The 26,386-nt window shown below is 60.8% G+C and carries 25 protein-coding genes; 12 read left to right on the top strand and 13 right to left on the bottom strand.

The genetic code is table 11. The features are described 5' to 3' along the window. Positions 1–131: 131 nt before the first annotated feature. From ACFOZ5_RS12010 to ACFOZ5_RS11990, 5 genes are read left to right on the top strand one after another with little or no spacing between them, the layout of a single operon-like run. Complete coding sequence (locus ACFOZ5_RS12010; protein WP_379887601.1) at positions 132–1,157, top strand: ABC transporter permease; 1,026 nt, start codon at positions 132–134, stop codon at positions 1,155–1,157. Next, entirely contained in the window at positions 1,141–1,998 is an 858-nt protein-coding gene (locus ACFOZ5_RS12005) for an ABC transporter permease (protein WP_379887599.1), read from the top strand. Before ACFOZ5_RS12010 ends, ACFOZ5_RS12005 begins: the two co-directional genes overlap by 17 nt. Beyond that, complete coding sequence (locus ACFOZ5_RS12000; RefSeq protein ID WP_379887597.1) at positions 1,995–2,978, top strand: ABC transporter ATP-binding protein; 984 nt, start codon at positions 1,995–1,997, stop codon at positions 2,976–2,978. The genes ACFOZ5_RS12005 and ACFOZ5_RS12000 overlap by 4 nt, the downstream gene beginning before the upstream one ends. Beyond that, complete coding sequence (locus tag ACFOZ5_RS11995; protein WP_379887595.1) at positions 2,975–4,024, top strand: ABC transporter ATP-binding protein; 1,050 nt, start codon at positions 2,975–2,977, stop codon at positions 4,022–4,024. Before ACFOZ5_RS12000 ends, ACFOZ5_RS11995 begins: the two co-directional genes overlap by 4 nt. Further along, positions 4,015–5,511 carry an ABC transporter substrate-binding protein gene (locus ACFOZ5_RS11990; RefSeq protein ID WP_379887594.1) on the top strand — a complete coding sequence of 499 codons (1,497 nt, stop codon included), beginning with the start codon at positions 4,015–4,017 and terminating at the stop codon, positions 5,509–5,511. Before ACFOZ5_RS11995 ends, ACFOZ5_RS11990 begins: the two co-directional genes overlap by 10 nt. A gap of 26 nt (positions 5,512–5,537) precedes the next feature. Here the strand turns inward: ACFOZ5_RS11990 and ACFOZ5_RS11985 are convergent, their stop codons facing one another. Continuing rightward, entirely contained in the window at positions 5,538–6,974 is a 1,437-nt protein-coding gene (locus ACFOZ5_RS11985) for a DHA2 family efflux MFS transporter permease subunit (protein ID WP_379887592.1), read from the bottom strand. Between the two features lies 1 nt (position 6,975). Beyond that, entirely contained in the window at positions 6,976–7,992 is a 1,017-nt protein-coding gene (locus tag ACFOZ5_RS11980) for a LacI family DNA-binding transcriptional regulator (RefSeq protein WP_379887590.1), read from the bottom strand. A 304-nt stretch (positions 7,993–8,296) separates the two neighbouring features. On the opposite strand from ACFOZ5_RS11980, the gene ACFOZ5_RS11975 reads away from it, so the two are divergent. Both ACFOZ5_RS11975 and ACFOZ5_RS11970 read left to right on the top strand, forming a co-directional pair. After that, entirely contained in the window at positions 8,297–8,707 is a 411-nt protein-coding gene (locus ACFOZ5_RS11975; RefSeq protein WP_379887588.1) for a PilZ domain-containing protein, read from the top strand. Between the two features lie 224 nt (positions 8,708–8,931). Beyond that, complete coding sequence (locus ACFOZ5_RS11970; RefSeq protein ID WP_379887586.1) at positions 8,932–9,546, top strand: Yip1 family protein; 615 nt, start codon at positions 8,932–8,934, stop codon at positions 9,544–9,546. Between the two features lie 63 nt (positions 9,547–9,609). Here ACFOZ5_RS11970 and ACFOZ5_RS11965 read toward each other — a convergent pair whose 3' ends face one another. The 8 genes from ACFOZ5_RS11965 to ACFOZ5_RS11930 all read right to left on the bottom strand — a co-directional run bounded on the left by ACFOZ5_RS11965 (position 9,610) and on the right by ACFOZ5_RS11930 (position 18,791). Beyond that, positions 9,610–11,247, bottom strand: a complete 1,638-nt coding sequence (locus ACFOZ5_RS11965; protein ID WP_379887584.1) for a methyl-accepting chemotaxis protein — start codon at positions 11,245–11,247, stop codon at positions 9,610–9,612. A 141-nt stretch (positions 11,248–11,388) separates the two neighbouring features. Next, entirely contained in the window at positions 11,389–11,688 is a 300-nt protein-coding gene (locus ACFOZ5_RS11960) for a SelT/SelW/SelH family protein (protein WP_379887582.1), read from the bottom strand. Between the two features lie 44 nt (positions 11,689–11,732). Continuing rightward, complete coding sequence (locus tag ACFOZ5_RS11955; protein ID WP_379887580.1) at positions 11,733–12,656, bottom strand: sensor domain-containing diguanylate cyclase; 924 nt, start codon at positions 12,654–12,656, stop codon at positions 11,733–11,735. A 125-nt stretch (positions 12,657–12,781) separates the two neighbouring features. Then, positions 12,782–13,774, bottom strand: coding sequence for a glycosyl transferase family 90 (locus tag ACFOZ5_RS11950; protein ID WP_379887578.1), 993 nt, complete (start codon positions 13,772–13,774; stop codon positions 12,782–12,784). A gap of 90 nt (positions 13,775–13,864) precedes the next feature. After that, positions 13,865–14,755, bottom strand: a complete 891-nt coding sequence (locus ACFOZ5_RS11945; protein WP_379887576.1) for a chemotaxis protein — start codon at positions 14,753–14,755, stop codon at positions 13,865–13,867. 212 nt (positions 14,756–14,967) lie between these two features. Then, a complete protein-coding gene (locus tag ACFOZ5_RS11940) occupies positions 14,968–15,225 on the bottom strand; it encodes a CcdB family protein (protein WP_379887574.1) in 258 nt (85 codons plus the stop codon). Then, positions 15,225–15,470 (bottom strand): type II toxin-antitoxin system CcdA family antitoxin, encoded by a 246-nt coding sequence (locus ACFOZ5_RS11935; RefSeq protein WP_379887572.1) that lies wholly within the window; start codon positions 15,468–15,470, stop codon positions 15,225–15,227. Before ACFOZ5_RS11935 ends, ACFOZ5_RS11940 begins: the two co-directional genes overlap by 1 nt. Before the next feature lie 99 nt (positions 15,471–15,569). Then, positions 15,570–18,791 carry a bifunctional cytochrome P450/NADPH--P450 reductase gene (locus ACFOZ5_RS11930; protein ID WP_379887570.1) on the bottom strand — a complete coding sequence of 1,074 codons (3,222 nt, stop codon included), beginning with the start codon at positions 18,789–18,791 and terminating at the stop codon, positions 15,570–15,572. A gap of 138 nt (positions 18,792–18,929) precedes the next feature. On the opposite strand from ACFOZ5_RS11930, the gene ACFOZ5_RS11925 reads away from it, so the two are divergent. The 3 genes from ACFOZ5_RS11925 to ACFOZ5_RS11915 are packed head-to-tail and all read left to right on the top strand — an operon-like array spanning position 18,930 to position 21,364. Further along, complete coding sequence (locus ACFOZ5_RS11925; RefSeq protein WP_379887568.1) at positions 18,930–19,538, top strand: TetR/AcrR family transcriptional regulator; 609 nt, start codon at positions 18,930–18,932, stop codon at positions 19,536–19,538. Between the two features lie 10 nt (positions 19,539–19,548). Further along, complete coding sequence (locus ACFOZ5_RS11920) at positions 19,549–20,640, top strand: sensor histidine kinase (RefSeq protein ID WP_379887566.1); 1,092 nt, start codon at positions 19,549–19,551, stop codon at positions 20,638–20,640. Positions 20,641–20,644: 4 nt separating this feature from the next. Beyond that, positions 20,645–21,364, top strand: coding sequence for a response regulator (locus tag ACFOZ5_RS11915; protein WP_379887564.1), 720 nt, complete (start codon positions 20,645–20,647; stop codon positions 21,362–21,364). Between the two features lies 1 nt (position 21,365). Here ACFOZ5_RS11915 and ACFOZ5_RS11910 read toward each other — a convergent pair whose 3' ends face one another. Next, positions 21,366–22,727 (bottom strand): TrkH family potassium uptake protein, encoded by a 1,362-nt coding sequence (locus ACFOZ5_RS11910; protein ID WP_379887562.1) that lies wholly within the window; start codon positions 22,725–22,727, stop codon positions 21,366–21,368. Continuing rightward, positions 22,724–23,377, bottom strand: coding sequence for a potassium channel family protein (locus ACFOZ5_RS11905; RefSeq protein ID WP_379887560.1), 654 nt, complete (start codon positions 23,375–23,377; stop codon positions 22,724–22,726). Before ACFOZ5_RS11905 ends, ACFOZ5_RS11910 begins: the two co-directional genes overlap by 4 nt. A gap of 166 nt (positions 23,378–23,543) precedes the next feature. Between ACFOZ5_RS11905 and ACFOZ5_RS11900 the strand changes: the two genes are divergently transcribed. Further along, entirely contained in the window at positions 23,544–23,894 is a 351-nt protein-coding gene (locus ACFOZ5_RS11900) for a hypothetical protein (protein WP_379887558.1), read from the top strand. Between the two features lie 13 nt (positions 23,895–23,907). Further along, the gene (locus tag ACFOZ5_RS11895; RefSeq protein WP_379887556.1) at positions 23,908–25,347 is read left to right on the top strand and encodes a TrkH family potassium uptake protein; all 1,440 of its coding nucleotides are present in this window, start codon (positions 23,908–23,910) and stop codon (positions 25,345–25,347) included. A gap of 66 nt (positions 25,348–25,413) precedes the next feature. Here ACFOZ5_RS11895 and ACFOZ5_RS11890 read toward each other — a convergent pair whose 3' ends face one another. Then, positions 25,414–26,301, bottom strand: a complete 888-nt coding sequence (locus ACFOZ5_RS11890) for an SDR family NAD(P)-dependent oxidoreductase (protein ID WP_379887554.1) — start codon at positions 26,299–26,301, stop codon at positions 25,414–25,416. Positions 26,302–26,386: the final 85 nt, after the last annotated feature.

Genomic DNA, 26,386 nt, shown 5'->3' with positions numbered 1-26,386 from the left:
TTCTTTGCAGTAACACCTATTCAGTCCGGCTAAAAACTGAATCGTTTCAATTCTGTTGGATTAGGTCAGCAGAAAGACGTCCGGGACAACAACAATAAGCACCCACCAATGGGTCGCAAAGGGAAACACCAATGCAGGGCAAGGCTGCGTCTGCGCCTCATCAAGAAGCCGTCACCCGGCACCGCACACCGGTGATGCCGGCGGCACTCCGTCGGTTTGGCCGGCGTCTGCTGCACCTGCTGGCAGTACTGGTGATTGTCAGTATCGCCACCTTCCTGATGCTGGAACTGCTGCCCGGCAACCTGGCGGGTTCCTTCCTTCACGAAAACGCCAGCGCAGCGGAAGTGGCTGCCATTGAAACAGAGCTGGGTCTCGACAAGCCCCTGGCGGAACGTTTTCTGGCCTGGGCCGGAAGCGCCCTGCGGGGTAACCTGGGCCAGTCACCGGTCAGCGGGGAGTCCATCAGCGCTGCCATCGCCGAACGCCTTCCGGTCACCCTGCAGTTGCTGCTGTATGCGCAGTTGCTTTCCCTGGTCATTGCACTGCCCCTGGGCATTATCGCCGGCTACCGCGAGGGCAGCACCCTGGACCGGGTGATTTCCGGTGGTGCCCTGGGGTCGCTGGCCATGCCGCACTTCGTCTGGGGGATCCTGCTGATCCTGCTGCTGAGCATCTGGCTGGACTGGCTACCGGCCACCGGCTACGTGCCCTTTCTGGAATCACCGTTGGGCAATCTGACGTCCCTGTTCCTGCCTGCCCTCACCCTGGCCATGGTGGAGGCACCGGTCTACCTGCGGCTGCTGCGGTCGGATATCGCCAGCACGCTCCAGGAAGACTACATCATAGTGGCCCGGGCCAAGGGGCTCAGCGACCGGCAGATCCTGCTGCGCCACGCCCTGCGGCCGTCATCGTTTACCCTCATCACCCTGATGGGGATCAATATTGGCAATCTCATCGGCGGTTCGGTGATTGTCGAGAGCCTGTTTGCCTTGCCCGGCGTCGGTCGATTTCTTGTGGAGGGAGTGATCCGCCGGGACTTTTTTACTGTGCAAGGCGTGGTTCTGGTCATTGCCGTAACGTTCGTGCTGGTCAACCTGATGGTGGACCTGGCCTACAACCTGCTGGATCCGAGGCTGAGCCATGACAGCACTCACTGATACCCGTGTGAGGGCGCTGCGCCTGCCAAGGCCTGACTGGCGGCTGATGTTGCCTGCTGGCTGGCTACTGGTGGTGTTCACGGCGGCCCTGACGGTGGACTGGCTACCGGTGCCCACCCCCACCACCATGGATTTCATGGCGCCGGAGAGCCTGCCTTCGGCGCAGCACTGGCTGGGCACCGACCAGGATGGCCGCGACCTGTTCAGCCGGGTGGCCCATGGCGCCCGGGTATCGCTGACCGTCGGCTTTCTGGCGCCGCTTGTCGGACTGTTCTTCGGAACCCTGCTGGGCCTGCTGTCGGCCTGGTACGGGGGTGTCGCGCGCACCGCCATCCTGGTGACACTGGATGCCATCCTTGCTTTCCCGGGGCTGGTGCTGGCCATGGCGCTGACGGCGATCCTGGGGGCGTCGGTGGGCAGTGTGACCCTGGCGCTGGGGGTGCTCACCATTCCATCCTTTGCCCGCATCAGCCGGGCCCGGGCACTGCCGCTGATCCAGCGGGAGTTCGTGCTGGCGGCGAAGACGGCCGGCGCCGGTGACACCTGGATCCTGCTGCGGGAAGTGCTTCCCAACATGGTCATGACCCTGGTGACCTACACCCTGACCATTGTGTCGGTGATGATCGTCATCGAGGGTGCCCTGAGTTTCCTCGGTGTTGGCGTGCCGCCACCCGCGCCCAGTTGGGGAGGGATGATTTCCGAAGGCCGCAGTGCGTTGGAAAGGGCGCCCCATATCAGTCTGATTCCTGCCGCCGCCATGTTCTTTACGGTGCTCAGTCTGAATGTGCTGGGTGACCGCCTGCGTCGCACTGCGGAAGCCCGGGAAGGAGGATTGTCATGAACGCCGCCGTGCCATTGCTGGCCGTTGAGCACCTGAGTCTGGCGTTTCCGACACCCACGGGCAGGGTTCAGGCCCTGGATGATATCTGCCTGGACCTTCACCGTGGGCGAACCCTGGGGCTGGTGGGTGAGTCCGGTTCCGGCAAGTCGGTGCTGTCCCGGGCGATCCTGCGATTGCTGCCGCCTTCGGCGCAGTGGTCACCGGGAGGTCAGGTACGCTTCCATGGCGAGAATCTGCTGGCCCTCGGCGGCAAGGGCATGCAGCAGATCCGGGGGCGTCGGATCGCCATGATCTTCCAGGACCCGATGACCGCCCTTAACCCGGTGCGTACCATTGGCACGCAGCTGATGGAGCGTATGTGCCTGCATCTGGGGATCAGCCGGCGGGAAGCCGGGCAGCGGGCGCTGGATCTGCTGAAACAGGTGGGTATCCCGTCGCCCGCCAGTCGAATCAACCAGTTTCCCCATGAACTGTCCGGAGGGATGCGGCAGCGTGTGGTGATCGCCATGGCCATTGCCTGCGAGCCGGATTTGCTGATCGCCGACGAGCCGACCACGGCGCTCGATGTCACCGTACAGGCGGAAATCCTGGAACTGTTAAAGGAACTGCAGGCCAGTCGCCAGATGGGCATGTTGCTGATTACCCACGATCTGGGGGTGGCCGCCGGCTACTGTGACGACATCGCTGTTATGTATGCCGGCCAACTGGTGGAAATGGCCGCCACCGAGTCGCTGTTCCGGCGGCCAAGGATGCCCTATACCCGCGCCCTGATGGATTCCATTCCCCGGATGGAGGACGAACCCCACAGCACCCTGCACAGCATTCCCGGCCGGCCCGCCGTGCGTATGGAGGGTCAGGCCGGTTGTCCCTTTGCCGGTCGCTGCAGCCGGCGCCGCAGCGAATGCCTGGACACTACGCCCGAGCCGATGCAGGCCAGCGGCGGTTTCTACCGCTGTCACAACCCCCTGGAGGCCCCGTGAGCCAGCCCTCTCCGGTACTGACGGTGCGTCACCTGAGTGTGGATTACCGCCTGTCAGGCCGCCGCACCCTGCGGGCGGTGGATGACGTCTGCCTGCAGGTGAGTGATGGTGAAACCCTCGCTCTGGTGGGCGAGTCCGGGTGTGGCAAGAGCTCCATTGCCCGGGCGGTCATGCAGCTGAATCCGGTGGCCGGAGGTTCTGTCGAGGTGGAGGGGGTCGACCTGGCCCGCCTTGGCCGCAGCGAGCTCAAGGCCCTCCGACATCGCTTCCAGATGATTTTCCAGGATCCGATTGCCTCCCTGAACCCGCGCCGCCGTGTCCGCTCGATCCTGGAGGCACCGTTGAGGATTGCGGGCATGACAGACCCACAACAGCGACGTCGACGTGTGGATCATATCCTCGAGCTTACCGGCATGGACCCGTCGGTGCTGGACCGTTATCCCCATGAGTTTTCCGGCGGTCAGTGCCAGCGCCTGTCCATCGCCCGCGCCCTGGTGCTGGAGCCCAAGCTGCTGGTATGCGACGAACCTGTATCAGCGCTGGATGTCTCGGTCAGGGCCCAGGTGCTCAACCTGCTCAATGACCTGCAGCGGCGTCTGGGCCTGAGCATGTTGTTTATTTCCCATGACCTGACCGTGGTTCGCAATGTGGCGGACCAGGTGGCGGTGATGTACCTGGGGCAGATCTGCGAGACAGGACCAGCGCGGACGGTGTTGGAGAACCCGGCCCACCCCTACACCCGCAGTCTGCTCAGTGCAGTGCCAGTACCAGACCCGTCCAGGCGCCCGGGACGCATCACCCTGATGGCGGCTGAGACTCCCTCCCACCTGACGGTGACAGCCGGCTGCCGTTTCGCCCCTCGCTGCCCGCAGGCACAGTCCCTTTGCCGCGAGCGCTCACCGGAACTGGTGGGCGATGCGGGACGGCGGCAGGTGGCCTGTCATTTCCCGGTTAATGACACCCCGGACGATTCCGCCGGCGCATCATCCGCAGGCCATGCCATCGAACGTCACAAGAACAACAAGGAGAATCAGCCATGCCCATGAAAGCGTGCAAGAAGGGCGTCCTGTTGGTAGCCCTGTGCAGTGCCCTGTGGGGGCAGGCGCGGGCGGAAGGGACCCTGACCGTGGGTCTGGAATCCGACCCCATCGGCTTTAACGCCGCCAAGGCGCGACTGTTCAACCAGACCACATCCAATGTAGCCCTGGCGGTGATGGAAGGGCTGTTTGCCTATGACCGGGAGGGCAACATCGTGCCGCGGCTGGGGCTGGAACTGACCGAAGCCGACGACCGTCTGAGTGCCACTGTCACCCTTCGGGAGGGCGTCACCTTCCATGACGGCACCCCTTTCAATGCCGATGCGGTGGTAGCCCACTATGACTGGATCACCTCACCGGGCAGCGGCATCAATACCGCCATGATCGAGCCCATCGACTATGTGGAGAAGGTGGATGAGTACACCGTACGGTTCGTGCTCAACCAGCCCTGGGTGGCCCTGAAGTCCGCCCTGGCCATCGACCACATGTTCAACTTCATAGGCTCACCGACGGCGGTAAAGGCAGATCCGGAAGCCTTCCATCGCCATCCTGTAGGCACCGGCCCGTTTGTCTTCGAGGAATGGCGTTCCGGCGAGCGTCTGGTCGTCAGCCGCAATGCCAACTATTGGGACAGCAACCTGCCGCATCTGGATCAGGTGGTTTTCCGTGTGTTGCCGGACAATGATACCCGCAACCAGAGCCTGAGGGCGGGGGAGGTGGACGTTACGCCGGTGCCCACTCCGGTGCAGGTGGTGGCCGCAAGGGAGGATGACAGCATTGCCGTGCATGAGTACGAGAGTTCCGGCGCCCTGTCGTGGAATTTCCACCACCGCAAGGAGCCATTCAAGGACCCGGAGGTGCGCCGTGCGGTGATCCAGGCGGTGGATCAGGATGCCCTGATCAAGGTGTTCTACCAGGGCACGACCGTGCCCACCACCGGCCTGTTCAGTGCCAGCTCGGAGTGGCACTGCGAGGACCTGGACTGGCCCTCCTACAACCCGGAGCAGGTAAGAAAGGTGCTGGAGGAAAAAGGCAGTATCCAGTTTGAACATATCAGCACCAATACGCCAGCCGGCCGGAGGCTGGGGGCCATTTTCCAGCATTTCTTCCAGGAAGCGGGCTTCGACACCACCCTGAAACTGCTCGACCAGGGCCAGAACATCCGCGCCGGCCTTTTCGGCAACTACCAGGTGAACATCTGGCGCTATGTGGACTTCGGCGGTGACCCGGACCTGAACCTCACCAGCTACCTGACCAGCACGGTCACACGCCACGACGTGGATACCTACAAGCCGCTGTTAGAGAAAGCCAGGACGGAGACCGACAGGGCCAGGCGCAAACAGATCTATTGCGATATTGCGCAGCAATTTGCTGACGACGCGGTCTTCATGATGCCGGTGCAGTCCACTTACTACGTGCTGGCGTCCCCAAAGGTGAAGGACGTGGCGCCCCTGCGTAACAACCTGGTGCAGTTGCGGGATATCCGTATCGAGTGAGGTCGTGATCAGACCTGGCCATGGGTTCAGGTGGTAGCGGCTTCCCGGTGTTCCCGGGGTGGTGTTCTCATGCGCGCCATTGGGTAGAGCCCCAGCAGGTAGAACAGGGCCATCAGTGCAAAGGCGTCCTGGAACCCCGGGAAGGTGAGAGGTATGCCCAGGCCGGCGGCCCAGTGGGTCTGCTCCTGCAGCAGGACAGCAGACAGGGTGACCCCCAGCGAGCCACCAAACTGGCGGGCGAAGCTGATCAGCCCGGTGGCCTGGTTGACCATTTCCGGGGGCACGATGCTGACTGCTCCGATCACCACCGGGGGCATGGTCATGGCGAGACCGACCCGGCCGAGGGCCGCCATCAGGGCAACCAGAACCAGTGAGGTACCCAGCCCGACTTCGCTGAGCACGATGCAGGATATGGCGAAGATCACCAGCCCGCCGGCTACCAGGATTTTCGGCAGTACCCGATCGGTAAGCCGGCCGATGACCGGGAAGGACAGAGCCATGGCCAGCCCGGCCGGCATCAGCAGCATGCCGGCGGCGGAGGCGGACTTGCCCATGGCGGTCTGCACCAGCATCGGCAGCAGGTAGACCGATCCGAACAGGCCGGCGCCGGTGAGCATGGCGACCACGAAGGCGGGGCCAAAGCCCGGGTAACGAAAGATGCCCAGGGCCAGCAATGGCGACCGGCTCTTGAACTGGCGCAGGGCGAAGGCGATAAACAGAACAACCGTACCCGCCATGGCCGCCATAACCACGGGGCTGGTCCAACCCTGGTGCGGGCCTTCGGAGAGCCCCCACAGCAGGGCGATCATCCAGCCGCTCAGCAGCAGAATGCCCGGGGTGTCGAGCCGGCGATGGACCGGCGGCGTCGAGGCAGGCCGTGACAGGAAGGTGCTGCCCAGATAGAAGGCGGCCAGACAGAAAGGCAGCACCACCAGGAAGACTGCCCGCCAGGACCACCAGTCCACCAGCACGCCACCGACCACCGGGCCCACCGTGGGTCCCAGCACCACACCCATGGCGTACAGGCCCATGGCCTGCCCACGCTGGTTGAGGGGGAATACGGCGTAGAGCATCAGCATGGCCAGGGGCTGCACCATGCCGGCAATCAGGCCCTGTACGATACGCACGACGATCAGCATGCCGAAGTTGATGGCAAAGCCCCCAGCCAGGGCCGCCACTATGAATACCAGCAGCGAGCCCATGTAGGTGGCGCGGGGCCCGAACCGGTCGACCATCCACACGTTCAGCAGCATGCCGATGGCCATGCTGGCCAGGAAGGCGGTCACCAGCCACTGGCCCATGGTATGGCTGATGTCGAAGGTAGACATCACATCCGGCAGGGCCACATTGACGATGGTGGACGACAGCGACATGGTCATGGTGCCGATCATCACGGTCATCATCACCCACCACTTGTAGCGCTCACCGTAGCGTTGTTGCAGCTCCTCCATGGATGCGTCCATGTCAGCAGGCCCTCCCGTCCGTCGAGGGCACTGGCCCGCAGGAGTCCCGTAACACCAGCTCGGTGGGAACGATCACCTGCACCGGGCGCAGGCTGCGATCGTCCATCTGGTTGATCAGCAAGTCCACCAGGGCATCTACCAGGGTTTCCACCGGCCAGCGCAGGGTGGTGATGGCCGGGGCGTAGGTGGCTACCCAGTCATTGTCGCCGATACTGATGATCGACAGGTCGTGGGGAATGCTCAGCCCATGCTCCCGCGCCTGCTGCAGGGCCAGGGCGAGAATGTGGCTGCCGGGAAGGATCAGGGCCGTTGCGCGGTCAGGGCCCTGCATGACGGCCTTGAGGTCGGGTAACGGGTCCCGCCCGATGGCCAGCGGCCGGATCAGGTCATCGTCCACGGTCAGATCATGCTGCCTGAAGGCTTCCCGGTATCCGGCCTGCCGTTCACGGCCCGGCCAAAGGTGTGGCAAGGGTGTCAGCAGGGCGATGCGGCGGTGGCCAAGGTCCAGCAGGTAGTCCACGGCCTGACGGGTGCCGTCGCGGTAACCGACACGTACGCCGTAGAACCGGCTGGGGAATTCCACGCTCTGGATAACGGTGGGGGCGCTGAACCTCTCCAGGTCGTGCATCAAATCCGCGTCGTCCTCACTGTCGGGCACGAAGATCAGGCCATCCACCTGTCGGCGCCGGAATTCCGCCACCACATCCCGGGCCATACGCCCCCGGCCACTGGCCAGCAGCAACATCAGCCCGCGGGCGTTAAGGCGTCGGTCCAGGCTATTGATGATGGCGCCGTACAGGGGATTGGCCACATCCGGCACGAAAAAACCCACGGCGCCGGTGGAGTTGGTGCGCATGCTGCGGGCCAGACTGTTGGGCTCGTACTGCAACAGGGACCTGGCTTCCTCCACCTTCTGCCGCAGGCGGGGGCTCACCGGCAGACCATTGAGCACGCGGGATACGCTGCCGACGGAAACCCCGGCCTCCCGGGCGACATCCTTTATGGTACTTCTGGCCATGGAACCTCATCGCCTGCTGATGACGTCATCCACAAGGAATGATTCGCCCGAGTGAGTTGGTAAGGAAGCGAACAAAGTGAGAAGGGAAGAATTGTAACGTTTCAGTTTTGTCTTGTCGCCTGTTGTTTTGCAGAACCGGGACAGGGGATAACCTGTTGTTCTGTGGTGAATGGGCAAGGTGACTTTCGTGAATCGTGACGTGTATCCGTTATTGACGGATTATTTGAATACCGGTCTCTGCTAGATTGAGACCCTTGGACCAAAAGTCCCATAATAACGACAAATGCTGTGCAGGGGTGTAGGTATGCAAGAGCGTCGCAGTCGTCAGCGATTACCGTCTATTCGCGTGACCGCCAGGGTTGGCATCAAGCGCGGAATCATCGGCAGGGACTGGCTGACTGTAAGGGTGCTGGATTTCAGCAACCGGGGCGTGGCGTTTACCGGAGATGTACCCCTGGAGCACGGTGACCGCTTCCAGATGAGCCTGCGCCTGAGCACCGAGACCGGTGATTTCGTGGTAGAGAAGGCCACCGCCACCATCTCCAATATCCGCGATACAGCAGGCCGCCGCATCTACGGCGCTCGCTTTTCGGACGACAACCCGTCCGCTACCTGCGACAGCCTCGACCGGATTGAGGGCATCGTCAAACGCTACAAGGAGCTCAGCTCCCGTATCTTCAGTCATCGTTCCGAGGGCAAGACTCCCGCGCGGTGATCATCGGACGGCGTACCTCGCGGGTATGTCTGTGGACTCTTCCATACTATCCAGGGACAACGCTGTCCCGGCAGGATTCCAGGCGACAGTGAGCAGTTTCGCCGGGCTGTTCGTAAATTGGTCAGTTGCTGGTGATTGGCATCGGCAACAAGGCTGGAAAACCTTCGGCATTGCCGGAGACCGTCCGCCAGCCAAACAACAAGACCAATCGGAGGCCCTGGATCATGCTATTGAATCATGTGTTCGGTCTTTTCACCCACCCGGATTCGGAGTGGGCTGACATTCGCCGGGAGCACGAAAAACCTGCCCGGCTCTACGTAGCCTATGTGCTGATTCTGGCCCTGATCGGCCCGGTCTGCGCCTACATTTCCACCGCCCACTTTGGCTGGACCGTGGGTACGGATCAGCCGCTGATCAAACTGGCCCCTGGCAGCGCGCTGCAACTGAGCGTACTGACCTACCTCGCCATGCTGGTTGGCGTGTTTGCCCTGGGCTATGCCGTTAACTGGATGGCCCGGACTTACGGCGCGCGGGAAGAGCCGGACGCGTCCAACGGCATTGCCCTGGCCGCCTACTCCTGCACACCACTGTTCCTGGCGGGGTTTGCTTTGCTTTATCCCGTGCCCTGGTTCAATGCGATGGTGTTTCTTGCCGCCGCGGTCTACGGAGCCTACCTGATGTATGACGGCCTGCCGATCGTGATGGACATTCCCAGGGAGCGGGCCATCATGTATGCCGGCGCGTTGCTGACGGTGGCTCTGGTCATTCTGGTATCCACCAGGGTGGGTTCCGTGCTTCTCTGGAACGTCGGCTTCGGGCCGGTGTTCATCAACGGCTGAGGCAGACGCCCGATAACGTGGCCGCTCCGGCGTTCGTCCGGGGCGGCCACTGTCGACTGCCGATCAGACCTTGAAGCGCCCGGCCTGTTCTTTCAGGCTGCTGGCATACCCGGCCATGGACTCGCTGATGGTATTGAGGTCCGCTGAACGCTGGTCGCTTTCGTTGGCCAGATCATTGATCTGGGTAATGCTGCGGTTGATCTCGTCGATGACCTGGGTTTGCTCCTCGGTGGCAGAGGCCACACTGGAGTTCACGTCGCTGATATCATTCATGGCCTCCAGAATCGAGGCCAGTTCGCCTTCCGCATCGGAGGCCAGGGCCTCCGTGGAGCTGGCCTGCTCGCTGCCGGTTTCCATCACCGACACGATGTCCGACACGCCGGATTGCAGGGTGGTGATCATGTCCTGAATGTTTTCCGTGGACTGCTGGGTACGCTGGGCCAGGGTGCGTACCTCGTCGGCCACCACCGCGAAACCCCTGCCCTGTTCACCGGCCCGGGCCGCTTCGATGGCGGCATTCAGCGCCAGCAGGTTGGTCTGTTCAGCAATACCCCGGATCACATCGAGTACCGAGGTGATGTTGTCGGAATCCGTGGACAGCTTGCGGATGACCTCCACTGCCTTGGTGATCTGTTGTGACAGTCGGCGCACCTGGCTGGCGGACTGCTGAACGATGTCGGCACCCTTGTTGGCGTTGCCCTGGGCGTTCCGGGTGACTTCGGCCGCGCGGGAGGCGTTGCCGGCGACTTCCTCGATGGCACTCTGCATCTCGTTGATAGCGGTGGCCACCATGGTGATGGATTCGGTCTGGCTGGATACGCCCTGACGGTTTTCAGAGGCAGACTTCTCCAGGTCCCGGGCGCCTTCCGCCAGGTTTCCGGACAGTTCCTGGATGGTGCGGATCATGCCCTGCAGGTTCGCCAGTACGGCATTGAACGATTCGGCCAGCTGACCCAGGTCGTCGTTGTTTTCGACCGGCACCCGCTGGGTCAGGTCGCCCTCGCCCTGGGCGATGTTATCCAGCTGGTCCCGCAGGGTGCGGATGGAGGCCACAATCATTTTCAGGGCGGAAACGAACACCAGCAGTGCGATAATCAGGGAAGCTGCGGTAACGATTACCGTGATGGTGATGGCCTGCGAGCCTTCCGCGGAAGAGGCGGCGGCCTGTTCGCTCGCCAGCCTGTCGGCCACCTGGCCGGTACGGTCGAAGTAGCCTCTGACGGTCTCGAACAGCTCGTCGGTCTCAGTCCTGATGATTTCCCTGGCGCCGTAGGTGTCGCCGATACGGGCCCTTTCCAGCGCGGTTTCGGCTGACGTGCGCCATTGCTCGAAGGCGGCGTCGAAGCCCTCCATTTCCTTGCTGAAGTCGGTCCCGGTCAGTCGCTGTGCGGCGGAGTGGATCCGGTTTCGGGCCTGGTCGGCATTGTCGTGGAACGCTGCCAATTGTTCGTCGGCGGAAGAGTTGGTTTCCCTGGCGCGGATGTAGCCGTTCTGTGCAACCAGGGCCTGGTAGAGGTCACGATCCCCGTTGAGAATTTCACTGGAGGCCGGCATCAGATGGTCGGCGACAAAGTCAGTGCCAGAAACCAGGTTACGGGCGGTGATTACGCTGAGAATGCCGAGAATGATGACTGCCAATGCAGTGATAACAAAGGGGAGGCCGACCTTGGTTCTGAATCCCAACAACTTGCCGATAGCCATACCTTACTCCGGACATTTTACAGAATTTGTTATCATTGTTGTCGGCAGTATAGGCAATTACTTTAGTTTTAGAACTAGTTGCGTGGCGTCACTTTGTCGCTTTTTGTGTCAAAGGATAACAACTTGTGAGAGGTGATAATGCTACTCGCTCCGGTCCTTGTGGTCGCTGTGCCCCAGTGACCGCTCCGGTGACACCCTGTCCCGCACCAGCTGCTTGAGCCGGGTGATCTCCGGGAAGCCGCCCATCTCCTTGCGGGACCAGATTCGCTGCCCGTCTACATGAACCTCGAAAATGCCCCCGCTGCCCGGGTGCAGGGTCAGCTCGCCAATGTCATCCTCGAACGTCGTCAGCAACTCCTGGGCCATCCAGGCCGAGCGCAGCAGCCAGCGGCAGCCGGTGCAATAGTGGATGTCGACGGTGTGGGTGCGTTCCTGATCCATTGGATAGTCCTGTGGGTCGGCGAAATCAATGTGTTGGCGGAGAGTCAGTGGCGGCTGGCCACCTGGTTGCGGCCGGCTTCCTTGGCCCGGAACAGGGCCTTGTCTGCCTGCTTCAGCAGAGCATCCAGAACAATGTCGGGTCCCGCGTCCGCGGTGATGCCGAAGCTGGCTGTGCAGCTCACGGCTCCGTCGGTGACCGCGAAAACCTGACTTGAGAAAGCCGCTTGCAGTCGCTGCGCCAGGTAGCGGGCTTGTGCCAGATTGGTGGCGGGCAACAGGACGGCAAATTCCTCGCCACCGAGTCGGGCCAGGATGTCGGCGTCCCTGACTGTTCTGAGGGCCGTAGCCGCCAGTCCCCGCAGGACGGTATCGCCCGAAGCGTGCCCCCAGCGGTCATTGACCTGTTTGAAGTGGTCCAGGTCGAACATGATGAGCGCGACCGGATCACCAGCACGTATGGACTGATGGATGCTCTGTGTTGCCAGGGCGAAAAAGGCCCTGCGGTTATTGAGGCCGGTCAGCTCGTCGGTATAGGCCAGCCTCTCGGCCCTGGACTTGGCTTCTGTCAGCGCCTGTTCCATATGCTTGCGTTCGGTGATGTCGGTGGCTATCTCCATGCGTACCAGGCGGCCGTCAATCCACCGAATGGCCTGGTCGCGGCACTGATACCAGCGTTGGTTGGCCGTGTTCTGGAACTCCCAGACCAGCGGGCCGGTGGGCTCGCCGTGCTCGTCCACCAGTTGCGGGTTGGTACAGAAAGAGCAGGGGCCACCCTGATCGTTCTGCAGGACCTGCCAGCATTTCCCGGCGTCCGGTGAGCCCCAGGCTTTTCTGCCGTAATCGTTGAAGAAGATCAGTTCGTGGGTATCCATGTCCGCCACGTAGACCAGGGCATCCAGGCTATTGAGGACCGTGGCGATGGCCTGGTAACTGAGATCGGCACTGGGAGGGCTCGAGGGCTTGGTCATGACGTGAGTTCGGCTTATCTGACGTGCTGATATTGAGGATCATACCAGTTGTTCCGGCCGATGTCCGGGGCTGCAGTTGCACGACTTGCATCGGCTCGCGGGGAGGTGACGATGCGGGGGCGTGTTCAGATACCCAAGGGCATCCGAACGGGGCCTTTCTGGCCACTGAGCTGGAAATAACGCTCCATCACCAGCAGGCCAACCAGATCTTCCCGGCGCTGATCCCTGAAACGGGCGGCATGGCGCTGGGCGTTGTTGATAATGGCTTCAGCCTGGTCCGGGTAGCGTCGATAGTAATCGATCTTCTGTTCCAGGTCGGAGTGATCATCCTTCAGTTCGACGTAATGGTAGCCGGGCACCAGGGTGCCCTCCATGAACCAGGTTTCGAAGCGGGGGCGACGCATCAGGCAGAGGGAATTGGAGGCCATGATCCATTTCAGGTTGGTGGCCACGTCTATCCCTTCCACACTGACAATGAACTGGTGGCGCAGCTGTTCCTCAACGCCCATGAAGGGTTTGTGCCATGGCTGGGCCTGCTTTTCCTTATGCTGCGTGCACCCGACGTCGCACAGGGGATGGTTCATGAACTGGCGGGCGAAGGCGATGCGGTGATCCCGGTTGGATTTGCCACGCCACACCGCAAGCGGTTTCTTCGCCCGGAACGGTAACGGATCGTGGTAAAAACGGAAGTGGCGAATGGCATTGAGCCTCAGCAGCATGGCATTGGTCGCTTCAGGATCTATAGGGCGGCTTTTGACGAAGGTGGGTTCCCGGGGTGTGGTTGTCAGGTCGCCGAACCGGTAGTGCACCTGCAGGTGGCGGGGAAAGTGGCGGATCAGGTGCTGGAAGTCACCGCAGTAGGCACTGCTTTTGCGCTTGCCAGTGAACCGGCCTATGGCCTCTGCTTCTTCCGGCAGGCTGATGGGGCCAGTCAGTCGGTTGTAGTAATTCACCCTGGCTTCAATATCCGCCTGACCAGAGGCGTCCATCCGGTCAAATTCACTGAACAGGGCACGGCGCCTGATTTGCCAGAGTTCCCCCGGCACCAGGGCGCGGAGCTGGTTGCGGGCGTAGGTTACCGGCTTGTGGAAGCGGTTGGCCAGCCTGCTCGATGTCATCCTGTGCTCCTGCCTCACTTGAGTTGGAGCACCCATTGCACAGGATGAACATTACAGGTTTGTGGTCGTCACAAAACCTTCAGAAAGCGTTCAGGTAGCTTCGGTGGTCGTGCCGCGCAGCATGGCCTGTAGCAGTTCCTCCGCGTCGAATTTTGTCAGGGCTTCGTTGGCACCCACCTGACGGGCGTAACTGACGCTCATCTCGCTGTTCAGGGAGGTGTGCAGGATCACGTATGGCTGATGGATTGAGCGATCATCCCGCAGGTGAAACGTCAGCTCATAGCCGTCCATGCCGGGCATCTCGATATCGCTGACCAGGATGGTGACCGGTCTCTGTTCCTGGTTGGCCTGTATCATCTTGTCCAGGGCGGTCTGCCCGTTGCCGGTTACCTCGTAGGGGATGTTTTCCCGGTCCAGGGCATCGGCCAGCTGGCGGCGGGCCACCTGGGAGTCGTCCACCAGCAGGATGCGCTGTTCCCGCAGGGTTTCCCGTTCCAGGTCGGTGAGCTGGGCAGGAGGACTGTCCATGGACTCCGGGTACACCCGGGCCAGAAGCAGTTCCACATCCATCAGCTGCACGAGGTCGTTGTCGATCTGCAGCAGCCCGGTGACAAATGCCTGGTCACCCAGGGCCCGGGGCGGTGCCTGTACCTGCTTCCAGTTGGCTTCGACAATCCGGTCGACGCCACGAACCAGGAAACCGATTACCTGACGCTGGATATCGGTCACGATGATCGAGGCATGCTTGCGGGATTCGGCGTCCAGGGCGGGGTAGCCAACCGCTGCCGCCATGTCGATGACCGGTACGGCCGCACCACGGAAGCTCATGGTGCCTATCACGGCAGGATGGCTCTGGGGAATCTGGGTCAGGCGCTGCAACGGCATGATTTCACGGATCTTCAGCGTGCCCAGGGCCGACAGCCGGTTGCCAGCCAGACGGAACAGCAGCAGTTTCTGGGGGACAGCGTTGCCTTCGCTCATGGAGGTTCCAGGGGCTCGAGAGTTTAACGTTGGAAGCTATCGTTAAATGGTAGCGTACCGGGTTACGAAACGGCAGCCTGCGATTGTTTCCGTTTGTACTTCCGGTTATCGCCTGGTTACGCCAAAGCTTTAGGTAAGTCTGGAATGACTGCCTGGGGCATTTTCCTGTATCAAAAGCCCAGAAACAGCATGTCCAACGCTGCGGAGATTTCCTACTGCCGCTCTGCCAGGCTGCAAACGCCAGAACGCAATTCACCTTCTGGTACAGCGGCCATGTACTGAGTGGCCATTACGACCTCCTGACCTTCAATGCTAAACACAGGGTTAAGTCGCTGGGCAGGGGACGGCGCTGAGGATTTCGGCAATAATGGCACCACAACCCGGGTGTTAAAGCCATTCAGAAGGTCTGACTGAACGTCCAGCAAATAGCCCGCCCCATCTCTATTTTCGAAAATATCGAAACGAGCCATCAGAACCGACGATGCCGTGCGAGAGGCAGACCGTTGGCTTCAACGTAGGCGTTCGAGCTTGCCAGAGCACTGGCATTTTCTTTCAGCCAGTTTTCCTGCCTATGACGTTTTACAGCCTCCGCAATCCCCGCCTCTGCCGACCGTGAGATATTGATTCCCAGAATCTTTGCCTCTTTGAGAAGAGCGCTATCTAGCGATAGGTTCGTTGGCTTTCGGGTGGAATTCGTAGCTTCAGCAGATTGCATGATGATGTCCTCGTGCGGAGCGATGAACTCATGATATGCGCATATTTCTTGTGCAACAAGGATGCGCGATTGATGAGCTGATCCAGCGCAAGAGGCTGATTACTGGCTCCCGAAAATATCCTGGTGGTAGCGCCCCTCCTGCATCAGGGTTTGCAGCCATTGCGAGGCCCGTTCCCGTGGCATGTCGCCGCAGGTTTCGGCAATGCGGATCAGGCAGTCACGGACTGCCGGGGCCATTTGGGCGCCATCGCCGCAGACATAGACTGGCGCTCCGGCTTCCAGTGTTTGCCAGACCAGATCCCGTGCTGCCCACAGGGCGTCCTGCACATGGCGGTGTTGATAACCTGCCAGGGCCGAGTAGGCGGGATGAATGGTTACTACCCCCTGTTGTTGCCATTGCTCGAGGTCCGCCGGGTAGAGCTGGTCGTGGGCCGGGTGGCGGCAGCCTATGAACAGCAGGTTACGGGCGATGGCCTGGCCCTTGCCGGCCTGTTCGGCCCGTTCCTCCAGAAAGGCCCGGAAAGGGGCCAGGCCGGTGCCCGCAGCGATCAGGATCATTGGTTGCGCCGGGTCTGACACCGGGGCGAAGGGTGGGGAGGGTTGTCGCACATAGGCCAGTATCTCGTCGCCCTCCTGCAGGTCTTTCAGGAAACCGGTTGCCACGCCGCGGTATTCACCCTTGCCAGACCAGGCCGGTGCCTGCACCGTACCCACGGTCAGCCGGACCTGATCCGGGCGGGCCAGGGCACTGGAGGATATGGAGTAGAAGCGGGCACGCAAGGGCGGGCACAGGGCAGCAAAAACCTCCACGGGCAGGTCAATGGCCGGGTAGTGCTCCAGCAGGTCGAGCACTGACTGTCGCTTCTCCTGTATTTCCCGGTGGTATCGGTCGTTGTCTTCCGCCAGTTGCTGAAGCGCCTGGCGGGTGTGGGGGCAGGGGCTGTGGGCGGCCAGTACCCGGATGTCCCGGCGGCTGGCGGGTTCCTGCAGCTCCAGGAACTGGGCCAGGAGCTGGCCCACACTCAGGGTGGCCCCGGCCGGCAGGTGGGGCGGGCAATGGTCGGATCCGGTGCGGATCAGGTCTGTGGCAGACAGGTCCAGAAGCCTGCATACCCGCTGAATCAGCGCATCGCCGTTGGTCGGGTAGATCGCCAGGTGATCGCCTGTTTGATAGCTCATACCTTTCGGCAAGGCGATCAGGATGTCGCGGGTGGATGACCGGGGGCGGTTCCCAGTGAAGTCGGCCAGTTGATCGGCCTCGGTAACCAGCTCACGGTTGTGCAGTACGGTCAGGGCTCTCGCCTGGGCAGGCAACACGGTGGCCCGTGTGGCCTGGCTGTCCACCAGTGTGAGGGGAAGGGCAATGTTGGCGGTGTCGCAGCCGGTGGTTTCTCCCAGGGTCTGCCAGAAATCTCCCAGCCAGCTTTCCACCGCCCCTTCAAAGTCACCGTTGCCGTCAGCGGCCCCTCTTTCCAGTAGTCTGGTGGCACCGGTAGAGGCAATGGCTTCGTCCATGCGACGGGGAAAGGCCTGGTAGTTGACCCATTGGGTATTGCCACAGCCGAGCACGGCAAACCTGAGACCGGGGCGTTTCACAGAGGCCAGTCCGTCCTCGTCCAGTAACGCCTCGAAGGCCTTGGCACTGTCCGGCGCGTAGCCGTTGTAGGTGGCGGTCACCACCACCAGGATGCCGGATTCCGGCAGCTTGCCGACCAGATTATCCAGGGTCACGCATTGCGCGTTGAAGTCCAGGTCACCAGCCCGGGTGGCCAGTTCCTCGGCGATGTCGCGGGCAGTGCCCAGGGCTGACCCCCAGGCGACCGTAAAGGGTTCACCTTCGCCGCTGACATCCGGGTGTTCCGGGGCGGGCGCTTCGGTGGTGGCGCTGGCCGGGGCTTCGGTTACCAGCCGGTCCCGCTCGTTGCGGCGGCGCACCCGCAGGTAGAAGTTGTCCGGCTTGAGGGTCAGGGTTTCCTTGATATCCAGCTGGTAATCATGGGGGTCCGACAGGGCAAACCGCTGCAGGATCATGGCCACCGCCAGCTTGGCTTCGGTGAGCGCAAACTGACGACCGATGCAGGCCCGTTCTCCGTTGCCAAAGGGCTTGTAGCCATGGGGGTGAATCTTCGCCTCGTTCTCCGGCAGGAAACGGTCGATATCGAATACGTCCGGGTCGGTCCATACCTTGGGGTCCCGGTGCAGGGCGGGCAGGTGCACGGAAATGCCCTGGTTACGGGGGATGCGGTACTTGCCACCGATGACTTCGTCCTTGTAGGGCGCCACCATGAAGGCGGGGGCCGTGGGCCACAGGCGCAGGGATTCCTTCAGTACCCGCTCGATCACATCCAGCCGGGCCAGGTGGCGGTAGTCCGGCACGGTATCGCCCGGCAGCACCCGGTCCACCTCGGCATAGGCCTGGGCCAGCACATGGGGGTGGCGCAGCAACAGGTAGAGGGTGAAGGTGAGCAGCCCGCTGGTGGTTTCGTGGCCCGCCACCAGGAAGGTCAGTACCTGCTGGCGGATATTGAGGTCGTCCAGTCGCTCGCCGGTTTCCGGGTCTTCCGCGGTCAGCATCAGGTTGAGCAGGTCGTTGCTGTCGGTGGGGTTTTCCCGGCGCTGGCGGATGACCTCGTCCACCAGATGGTTCATGGTGTCGATATCGGCCAGGTAGTCCGGGGGATCCTTGCGTAATCTCTCCAGCATCGGCAGCCGGGTAAGCTTGGCCATATTGGCCGCCAGCACCCGAACCATGGCGCCGAGGAACGGATGCAGGTCCCGGGAGTCGAAGGAGTTGAAGCGGTAATCGAAGCCCGCCAGGGAGATGGTATCCAGGGTCAGCCGGGTCATGTCGTCGGCGACCAGCAGGTCATCCCCCTGATGTGCTTCCCAGTAGTCACAGAGCTGCCCGGCCACGTCCGCCATGGCATTGAAATAGCCCTTCATGGCCCGCTGGCTGAAAGCAGGCATCAGGATACGGTGGGCCTTGCCCCAGGGTGCCTCGTCGCTTTTCGCGGTGAACAGGCCGTCACCCACGACATCCCGCAGCAGGGACAGGGGCGGCCGGATCACCTTGCGGAAGCGGGTCTCGTCACAGAGCTCCTCCACCAGCGCCGCCGAGAAGGCAAACGGAATACGGACCCCGGCGAAATCCATCTCAAAGATGCCGTCAAAGTCCCGGGACACATCGAGGAAATACTGTGCCATGCGAGACCTGGGAATCTGCAGCAGGTTGCCCACCAGGGGCCAGCGTGGCGGGTGAGGCAGCGGCTGCAGGGTGATTTCGGACGTTGTGGTTGTTGGGGTACCCGATCCTTGCGTCATAGTCGTTATTGTTGCCTTACGCCGTAGGGTTTCGGAAAAGCTACCCTACAGTGTAGGGTTGGTCAATGGTCGCTTTTCAGGGCATGATTGAGGCGCGAATTTGAAACCCGCTGGCATAAACCCACCACAGGACAGCCCATGGCACGACAGGCACCGGCCAGGCGTCAGCCCCTGAGCCCCGAACGCATCTATCGAACGGCGCTGGCGCTGATCGAGGAGAATGGCGTGGAAGATCTGAGCATGCGCAAGCTGGCAGGGGTACTGGGGGTGGATGCCATGTCCATCTACCACCATGTGGAAAACAAGCAGGCATTGCTGCAGGGCGTGTTCCAGACCGTCCAGGAGGAGCTGCCGCTGCCCGACCCGATGCCGGCGGACTGGAAGGAGGCCCTGCGGCAGCTGGGCAAGGGTTTCCATCAGGTCGCCCAACGCTACCCGGGTGTTTTCCCTGCCATGATTACCAGCGCCTACGGCACCGAGCGGGAGCGGGAAATCTTCCACTACATCCAGCGTGCACTGCAGACGGCGGGAGTAAAGGAGCAGGATATGCCGAGAGCCACCAGTGCCCTGTACACCTACGGCATTGGCATGGCCAACGTGGCGGCTAACGGATTACGGCTGCGCCCCCTTTATGGCGAGCCGGAAACAGACAGACATGAAGCGCATGGCACCAGCGAAGCGGATGCGGAGTTCAGTATCGAGATGATGCTGGCGGGCATTGAACACCTGGTGGGTCGCTCAGGTTGAGGGGGTGGCCATGATGATTCATCGTCGTTTTGCCATAGCTGGCCATTTCCTGATTGCGCTGGCCGCTGCCACAGCCATGGCGGTGCTGCTTAAACCGGTGCTGCCGGTCGGTGGCCTGGCTCTGGTGTTTGTTACGGCCGTGGTCTGGCTGGCGGCGCGGACCGGCGTCTATGCGGGGCTGCTGGCTTCAGTGGTGAGTTTTCTCGTTTACAATTTTGGTTTTACGGAACCCCGCTTTACCTTCCACATTACCAACCCCGATGAACTGGCCACGGTGCTGTTTTTCCTGTTGGTTGCGGTCATTGTCGGGCACCTCGCCGGTCGGTTACGTACGCAGCTGGAAGCTGAGCGGCGTGCGAGGGTTGCGGAGGAAACCGAACGTTTGCGGTCCGCCATGCTCTCGTCAATTTCCCATGACTTGCGCACCCCGCTGTCTTCCATGATCGGATCAGCGAGCAGCCTGCTGAGCCTGCACGACCAGATGTCCGAGGAAGATCGGACCAGTCTGCTGGAGGCCATCCTGGCTGAAGGGCAGCGGCTTGATCGGTATATTCGGAACCTCCTGGACATGACCAGGCTGGGGCACGGCACACTGAAAATTGAGCGTGACTGGATTGCGGTTACCGATTTGCTGGCTTCTGCGCTGCGCCGGACCCGAAAAGTGCTGGAAGATGTCGATGTCCGCCTGCGGATCGACGACAACCTGCCCCTGATCTACGTGCATCCGGCGCTTATCGAGCAGGCCCTGGTGAATATCCTCGAAAATGCGGGCAGGTATGCTCCTGCTGGTACCGTAGTGACGATTTCGGCGGCCTGGCAGGATCACCACGCTGTCCTGGTGATCTCGGATCAGGGAGCGGGTATTCCGGAGCATCTGCGCCAACGTGTTTTTGAGCGTTTCTTTACCGGTGATTCCGGTCCACACGCGGATCAGGGGGGCACGGGTCTTGGTCTGGCGATCAGTCAAGGGCTGGTAAGGGCCCATGGCGGTGAGGTGCTTGTTGTTGAGCCGGAATCCGGTGAAGGTGCACGATTTGAAATCAGGTTGCCGGTTGATGCGGCCTCTCGCACTGACGACGTTGCTGCAAATGTATCAGGATGAAAGCATGAAGGGTTCACAAGCTGATGTCGGGGCTCGGGTGCTCATCGTCGATGATGAAAGCCAGATCCGGCAGTTCCTCAGGATCAGCCTCAAGGCTGATGGCTACCAGGTCCAGGAAGCGGCGAACGGACGCGACGCACTTGCTCAGGCCGGCGAATGGGAACCGGACATCATTATATTGGATCTTGGATTGCCAGACCTGGACGGCGTGGTTGTCCTGAAAAAACTGAGGACGATCACCGCTGTTCCGGTGATCGTCCTCTCGGTCAGGGATCATGAGCAGCAAAAAGTCGAAGCCCTGAACCTGGGGGCCAACGACTATGTGACCAAACCCTTCGGAGTCGACGAACTGTTGGCGCGAATGAGTGTGCACCTTCGGCAGGTGGCGCAGAGGGCTGGCAGCAGAGCTGTTGGCGGAGCGGTAACCTATGGTGAGCTGACAATCGATCTGGCCGGGCATCAGGTGGTCAAAGACGGCCACCTGATCCGTCTGACGCCCAAGGAATTCGCTATTCTTGAACGCCTGGTTGCCTCTCCGGGGCAACTGGTCACACAGGCCAGGCTGCTGGAGGAAATCTGGGGGCCGACACACACGGAGCACACGCATTACCTCCGCATCGTTATAGGGCGGCTGAGGCAGAAACTCGGGGACGACCCGACGGAACAGAAGTACATCGAGACCGAACCCGGCATTGGCTACCGCTTCTGCGAACCGGATTTCTGACTCACCCCACCGGGAGCTCTGTCCGGGCGTACCGTACGGTGGTTTTGCGTCGTACTGTCAGGATATATCCCAGCGTCAGCGGCCCCACACGGCCAATAAGCATGGTTGCCATAATTACCAGCTGACCGGCAGCGCCCAGGTGTTCTGTTGTGCCCCGGGACAGACCGACTGTGCCGAAAGCGGACACCACCTCAAAGGCGATGTTGAGAAAATCATCCTTCACCAATATTGAGAGACCCATGACCGCCAGGAATACGATGGCCATGGCCAGGGTTGTTACGGCTAAAGCCTTGAGTAATGATTCGCGGCTGATGGAGCGTCGGAAGAGGGTGATATCCAGGTTGCCCCGGAGAAAGGACCGGGTCGCCGCCAGCAAAATAACGAACGTGGAAATCTTGATTCCGCTGGATGTGGAGTTTGGGGCTCCGCCGATGAACATCAAAAGCAGGAACAGTACACTGGTGCCGGCACTGATCGACGCGATATCAATGGTATTGAAGCCAGCTGTACGGGGCGTGGTGCCCTGGAACCAGGCTGCCAGCAGCTTGCTGAAGAAATCTTCAAAAGCTCCAAGTGTTGCCGGGTTGTCGTATTCCAGGAGGAGGAAAATCAGCGTTGCCAGCAGGTTCAGAATCAGGGTGGATGCCAGGATCAACCGGGCGTACACGGACAAGGCGCTGAAGCGTCGTTTCTCAAACACCTCGATGACGACCAGATATCCCAGCCCGCCAATAATGAAAAGGAATGTTACCGAAAGCGAAATTCCCGGACTGGTGACATAGGCCGAGAGACTGTCGGATGACAGGGCGAACCCTGCATTGTTGAACGCCGAGATGGTGTAGAAAAGCGCATGATAGAGGCCCTGGCCCCACCCCAGTTCGGGGACAAAGAAGATGGCCAGCAAAATCAGCCCTAAACCCTCCATAAGCACTGCGAACAGGGCGATCGACCTGCCGGCGTGCACGGCGGTGCCAAGGGTCACCTGATTGAATGCTTCCTTTGCTGCCAGTTGGTGACTCAGGCTTAGCCTGAATCCCAGGGCCAGCGCAGTCAGCACGGCGAATGTCATCAGCCCGAGGCCACCGAGTTGAATCAGCGTCAGGATGACCACCTGACCAAAAAGCGTGAACTGGCTGCCGGTGTCCACCACAACCAGCCCGGTAACCGTGACGGCTGACGTTGCGGTGAAGAAAGCTTCCATCCAGGAAATTGGCAAGACGGTGGCAAACGGCAACTTCAGGGCACAGGCGCCGATTACAATCAGGGCGAGGAAACCCTCGATCAGTAGTTTCGGGGGGTTCAGCCGATGTCGCCTGCGAGTGTCCCGTCCGGCGCGGATTAGCGAAAGAACACTGGATCTCATAGGTGACGCACAAGGCCCTGAAGGGCACTCAGCTGACCTGAAAGGATCAGCTTGTCACCCTCCTGGATGGTAAAGGACCGGTTGGGCATAACGATTGAGTCCCTGTTACGACGAACCATCAGCGTAGTCACGTCAGATTCCTCGATCAGTGCATCCAGGGACTTGTTGATAAGCTCCTCCGTGGTATGCAGTTCTACCACAAACTCGTTGTCGCCCAGACTGAGATAGTCGTGAACCATCGGGTAGTTCAGTTCCTGCGCCACCCGGATACCCATTTCATATTCCGGCCCAATGATCCGGTCGGCCCCCAGGCGTTCGAGAATCCTGTGGTGCTGATTGGTCAGCGCCTTGGCCCAGACCTTTTCCACGCCCAGCTCCTTGAGTTGCATGGTTGCCAGGATGGTGGCCTCAACATGCCTGCCAATCGCTACCACGCCAACGTCGTACGAACCGGCGTTCAGTTCCCGCAGCGCGGTTTCATCGGTCACATCCGCAATAATCGCATGAGTGATTTCGTCCGCCAGCCGGTCGACCCTCTGCTCGTCCACATCTATGCCAAGAACCTCGTGTCCTAGTCTCGAAAGCTCCCTTGCGATAGTTGCTCCGAATACGCCCAGGCCGATGACCAGAATTTGTTGCTTTTCGATCATGAGAACCGCTTCCTGTCTGCTTGAAACCTGCTGCTGATTATCCGAGTAAGGGGCAGTGTAGCCCGTAAAAATGGCGTAAAAATTTGACGGCCCCTGTCCAAACCGGCATGAAAATGTGGTCTTCTGCATCCTCTGTTGGTCAGTCTTCAGCATCGCCCGGGGCACAATGAAGTACGATCATTTACCCATGCCGGCGCCAGGCGTATTACTGGACTTCGGCGCTGTTTCTGTCTGGCTATTGTTACTCATGGCCACTAATCTATATAACACTCAACCCGTCACTGTACTTATCCCTTACCTGGCTCCCGTTATCTATATTTCCTGGCGCTATGGGGCGCTGTTGGGAATCGCCGTGGCAACGTTCGCCACCTTCGCTGCGGCACCTGGGGGTTATGTTGCCAGTCATGATGCCGGGCAAGTGTTTTGGGCGGTTTTTTATACGTACAGCCAGATAACGTCGGGCGTGGTCGGCACTGCGTTTGCCAGATGGCTGCACCGTCAGAAGCTTAACCGGTGACTCATCAGACATTATGATTCCTGTTGTACAGATTCTGGGATTTCTGTTAATCCTGCTCAGCTTCCTGATGACGTTGCCGGTCAATCTGCTGGCTATGGGCGATACTCCGGACTGGCTGGCTTTCGTGAAGTCCTCCGTCATCGTCTTCGTGGTGGGCCTGGCATGCTTTCTGGTAACCGGCAGACGGTCACATCGGCTTAAACAGCGTCAGATGTTCGTGCTGACGGTTTCCGCATGGGTTGTTATTCCGCTGTTTTCCAGTCTTCCCCTGTTACTCAGTGACCTGAACCTGTCGGTTACCGACGCCTTTTTCGAGAGCATTTCGGGCGTCACGACCACCGGTTCCACGGTGCTCAGCGGGCTCGACGCCATGCCGTCAGACATCCTGTTATGGCGTTCCATCATGCAGTGGATGGGCGGTATCGGCATTATCGGCATGGCGGTGGCCATCCTGCCGTTCCTGCGGATTGGTGGTATGCGCCTGTTCGCCACCGAGTCCTCGGAGTGGACGGAAAAAGCCGTGCCCCGTACCAATCGACTGGCGCGGGGTCTGGTATTCAGTTACCTGGCGCTGACCTTCGGGTGCGTTTTTGTGTACTGGGTTCTGGGGATGGACCTGTTTGCGGCGGTTAACCACGCGCTCACCACGGTGTCTACCGGTGGCTATTCCACCTCCGACAGCTCCATGGGACAGTTCGATCAGTTGTCGATACTGTTTGCGTCCTCGATCTTCATGATGCTGGGGGGCGTGCCCTTCTTCCTGTTCGTCCGGTTGCTCAATGGGCATGCCCAGCCGTTGCTCAGGGACAGGCAGGTCCACTTCTTCCTGAAAGTCCTGTTTGGTGTGGCCCTGATGATCACCATCTACCGGGTCTACAATGAGAATGCCCTGCCCATCGAGACCTTCGTGCATGCCCTGTTCAACGTGACGTCGGTGGTCACAACCACCGGCTACGCCTCCCAGGACTATTCCCTCTGGGGTTCCTTCGCGGTCGTGATCTTTTTCTTCCTGACCTTTGTGGGGGGCTGCTCAGGCTCCACCAGCGGGGGGATGAAGATTTTCCGCTTCCAGCTGTCCATGCTGCTGCTCAGGGAGCAGGTGCTGCGTCTGTTGCACCCCAACGTGGTGGTGGCACGGCATTACAACGGTCGCCTGATCAGTGACGAGATCGTGGCATCCAGTGTTGCTTTCTCGTTCATTTTTCTTGCCACACTAGCCGTGGTGGCAACCATCCTCGCGGCGTTGGGTCTGGATCTGGTTACCAGCCTCACTGGTGCGGCCACGGCGCTGGCCAATGTCGGCCCGGGGTTGGGGACCATCATCGGGCCCGCCGGAAATTTTCAGACGGTACCCGATGCAGCCAAGTGGGTATTGATGGCCGCGATGCTGCTGGGCCGGCTGGAACTGCTTTCCGTGTTCGTGATGTTTTCTCCGCACTTCTGGAAAAAATAGGCTGGCAGGGTAAAGGGGAGGCCTGACCGACACCGGGGGAAGGTGGCGGTCAGGACACTGATCAGATCAGCCCTTCTTGTGGGCTTCCATCAGGTTGGTGATTTCCTGTTGGCCCTGGGCGCCGCCCATGCCGGGCACCTGGTCGCCGGTGCGGTCGGAGATCTCGGCAAAACGGGCTGCGATCTGATCCGCCGCATCCTCGTCATCACCGATGTAGACACCCTTGGTCAGGGTGATATGAGCGGTTTCAAAGGAACCGGCACCGGCGGCCAGGATGGTGCGGGTCGGGGCGTCTTCCGAGCACAGGAATACCACGCCCGGGGAGACGGTTTCCGGCTTCAGCTTCTCCAGTACTTCCGGGGGCATCAGGCCTTCGGTCATCTGGGTGGCGGCGGTGGGTGCCAGGGAGTTCACCCGGATGTTGTACTTCTGTCCTTCCAGGGCCAGCGTCTGCATGAAGCCCACCAGGGCCAGCTTGGCAGCGCCGTAGTTGGACTGGCCGAAGTTGCCGAACAGGCCGGAAGACGACGTGGTCATCACAATGCGGCCGTACTGTTGGTTGCGCATGATCTCCCATACCGCCTTGGTGCAGTTCACTGAGCCAATCAGGTGCACATCCAGAACCTTGGTGAAGTCGTCCAGCTCCATCTTGGCAAAGGTCTTGTCCTTCAGGATACCGGCGTTGTTCACCAGGATATCGACCCGGCCCCATTGCTCCATCACTTTGCTGACCATGGCTTCCACCGCAGCATAGTCCGACACGGAACAGGCGTGGCCGATGGCTTCACCACCGGCGGCGCGGATCTCTTCGGCAACCGCTTCCGCGGGCTCGGCGCCCAGGTCGTTGACAACCACCTTGGCGCCACGGGCGGCCAGGGCGAGGGCGTGACAGCGGCCTAGGCCTCCGCCGGCACCAGTGATGATGGCGACCTGATTGTTAAGTTGGATGGTCATATCTGGTTCTCCTGAATGGTCGTGTTTTTGTGATTTCGACGTTTGCGAAGGTGGTCGAGTATAAAGTATTCGACGCCGATGTGAT

The sequence above is a fragment of the Marinobacter lacisalsi genome (assembly GCF_042651045.1).
GTDB classification, from domain to species: Bacteria; Pseudomonadota; Gammaproteobacteria; order Pseudomonadales; family Oleiphilaceae; genus Marinobacter; species Marinobacter lacisalsi.
This window is presented reverse-complemented; position numbering and strand designations above follow the sequence as displayed.

What these genes read in the sequence shown, in the direction of transcription:
- ACFOZ5_RS11925 (WP_379887568.1), top strand. Translation starts at nt 18,930, where the DNA reads ATGGCACGACAGGCACCGGCCAGGCGTCAGCCCCTGAGCCCCGAACGC.
- ACFOZ5_RS11960 (WP_379887582.1), bottom strand. Translation starts at nt 11,688, where the DNA reads ATGGATCAGGAACGCACCCACACCGTCGACATCCACTATTGCACCGGC.
- ACFOZ5_RS11935 (WP_379887572.1), bottom strand. Translation starts at nt 15,470, where the DNA reads ATGCAATCTGCTGAAGCTACGAATTCCACCCGAAAGCCAACGAACCTA.
- ACFOZ5_RS11915 (WP_379887564.1), top strand. Translation starts at nt 20,645, where the DNA reads ATGAAGGGTTCACAAGCTGATGTCGGGGCTCGGGTGCTCATCGTCGAT.
- ACFOZ5_RS11985 (WP_379887592.1), bottom strand. Translation starts at nt 6,974, where the DNA reads ATGGACGCATCCATGGAGGAGCTGCAACAACGCTACGGTGAGCGCTAC.
- ACFOZ5_RS11975 (WP_379887588.1), top strand. Translation starts at nt 8,297, where the DNA reads ATGCAAGAGCGTCGCAGTCGTCAGCGATTACCGTCTATTCGCGTGACC.
- ACFOZ5_RS11930 (WP_379887570.1), bottom strand. Translation starts at nt 18,791, where the DNA reads ATGACGCAAGGATCGGGTACCCCAACAACCACAACGTCCGAAATCACC.
- ACFOZ5_RS12000 (WP_379887597.1), top strand. Translation starts at nt 1,995, where the DNA reads ATGAACGCCGCCGTGCCATTGCTGGCCGTTGAGCACCTGAGTCTGGCG.
- ACFOZ5_RS11895 (WP_379887556.1), top strand. Translation starts at nt 23,908, where the DNA reads ATGATTCCTGTTGTACAGATTCTGGGATTTCTGTTAATCCTGCTCAGC.
- ACFOZ5_RS11950 (WP_379887578.1), bottom strand. Translation starts at nt 13,774, where the DNA reads ATGACATCGAGCAGGCTGGCCAACCGCTTCCACAAGCCGGTAACCTAC.
- ACFOZ5_RS11920 (WP_379887566.1), top strand. Translation starts at nt 19,549, where the DNA reads ATGATGATTCATCGTCGTTTTGCCATAGCTGGCCATTTCCTGATTGCG.
- ACFOZ5_RS11980 (WP_379887590.1), bottom strand. Translation starts at nt 7,992, where the DNA reads ATGGCCAGAAGTACCATAAAGGATGTCGCCCGGGAGGCCGGGGTTTCC.
- ACFOZ5_RS11970 (WP_379887586.1), top strand. Translation starts at nt 8,932, where the DNA reads ATGCTATTGAATCATGTGTTCGGTCTTTTCACCCACCCGGATTCGGAG.
- ACFOZ5_RS11890 (WP_379887554.1), bottom strand. Translation starts at nt 26,301, where the DNA reads ATGACCATCCAACTTAACAATCAGGTCGCCATCATCACTGGTGCCGGC.
- ACFOZ5_RS11965 (WP_379887584.1), bottom strand. Translation starts at nt 11,247, where the DNA reads ATGGCTATCGGCAAGTTGTTGGGATTCAGAACCAAGGTCGGCCTCCCC.
- ACFOZ5_RS11955 (WP_379887580.1), bottom strand. Translation starts at nt 12,656, where the DNA reads ATGACCAAGCCCTCGAGCCCTCCCAGTGCCGATCTCAGTTACCAGGCC.
- ACFOZ5_RS11990 (WP_379887594.1), top strand. Translation starts at nt 4,015, where the DNA reads ATGCCCATGAAAGCGTGCAAGAAGGGCGTCCTGTTGGTAGCCCTGTGC.
- ACFOZ5_RS11910 (WP_379887562.1), bottom strand. Translation starts at nt 22,727, where the DNA reads ATGAGATCCAGTGTTCTTTCGCTAATCCGCGCCGGACGGGACACTCGC.
- ACFOZ5_RS11900 (WP_379887558.1), top strand. Translation starts at nt 23,544, where the DNA reads ATGAAGTACGATCATTTACCCATGCCGGCGCCAGGCGTATTACTGGAC.
- ACFOZ5_RS12010 (WP_379887601.1), top strand. Translation starts at nt 132, where the DNA reads ATGCAGGGCAAGGCTGCGTCTGCGCCTCATCAAGAAGCCGTCACCCGG.
- ACFOZ5_RS11905 (WP_379887560.1), bottom strand. Translation starts at nt 23,377, where the DNA reads ATGATCGAAAAGCAACAAATTCTGGTCATCGGCCTGGGCGTATTCGGA.
- ACFOZ5_RS11945 (WP_379887576.1), bottom strand. Translation starts at nt 14,755, where the DNA reads ATGAGCGAAGGCAACGCTGTCCCCCAGAAACTGCTGCTGTTCCGTCTG.
- ACFOZ5_RS12005 (WP_379887599.1), top strand. Translation starts at nt 1,141, where the DNA reads ATGACAGCACTCACTGATACCCGTGTGAGGGCGCTGCGCCTGCCAAGG.
- ACFOZ5_RS11940 (WP_379887574.1), bottom strand. Translation starts at nt 15,225, where the DNA reads ATGGCTCGTTTCGATATTTTCGAAAATAGAGATGGGGCGGGCTATTTG.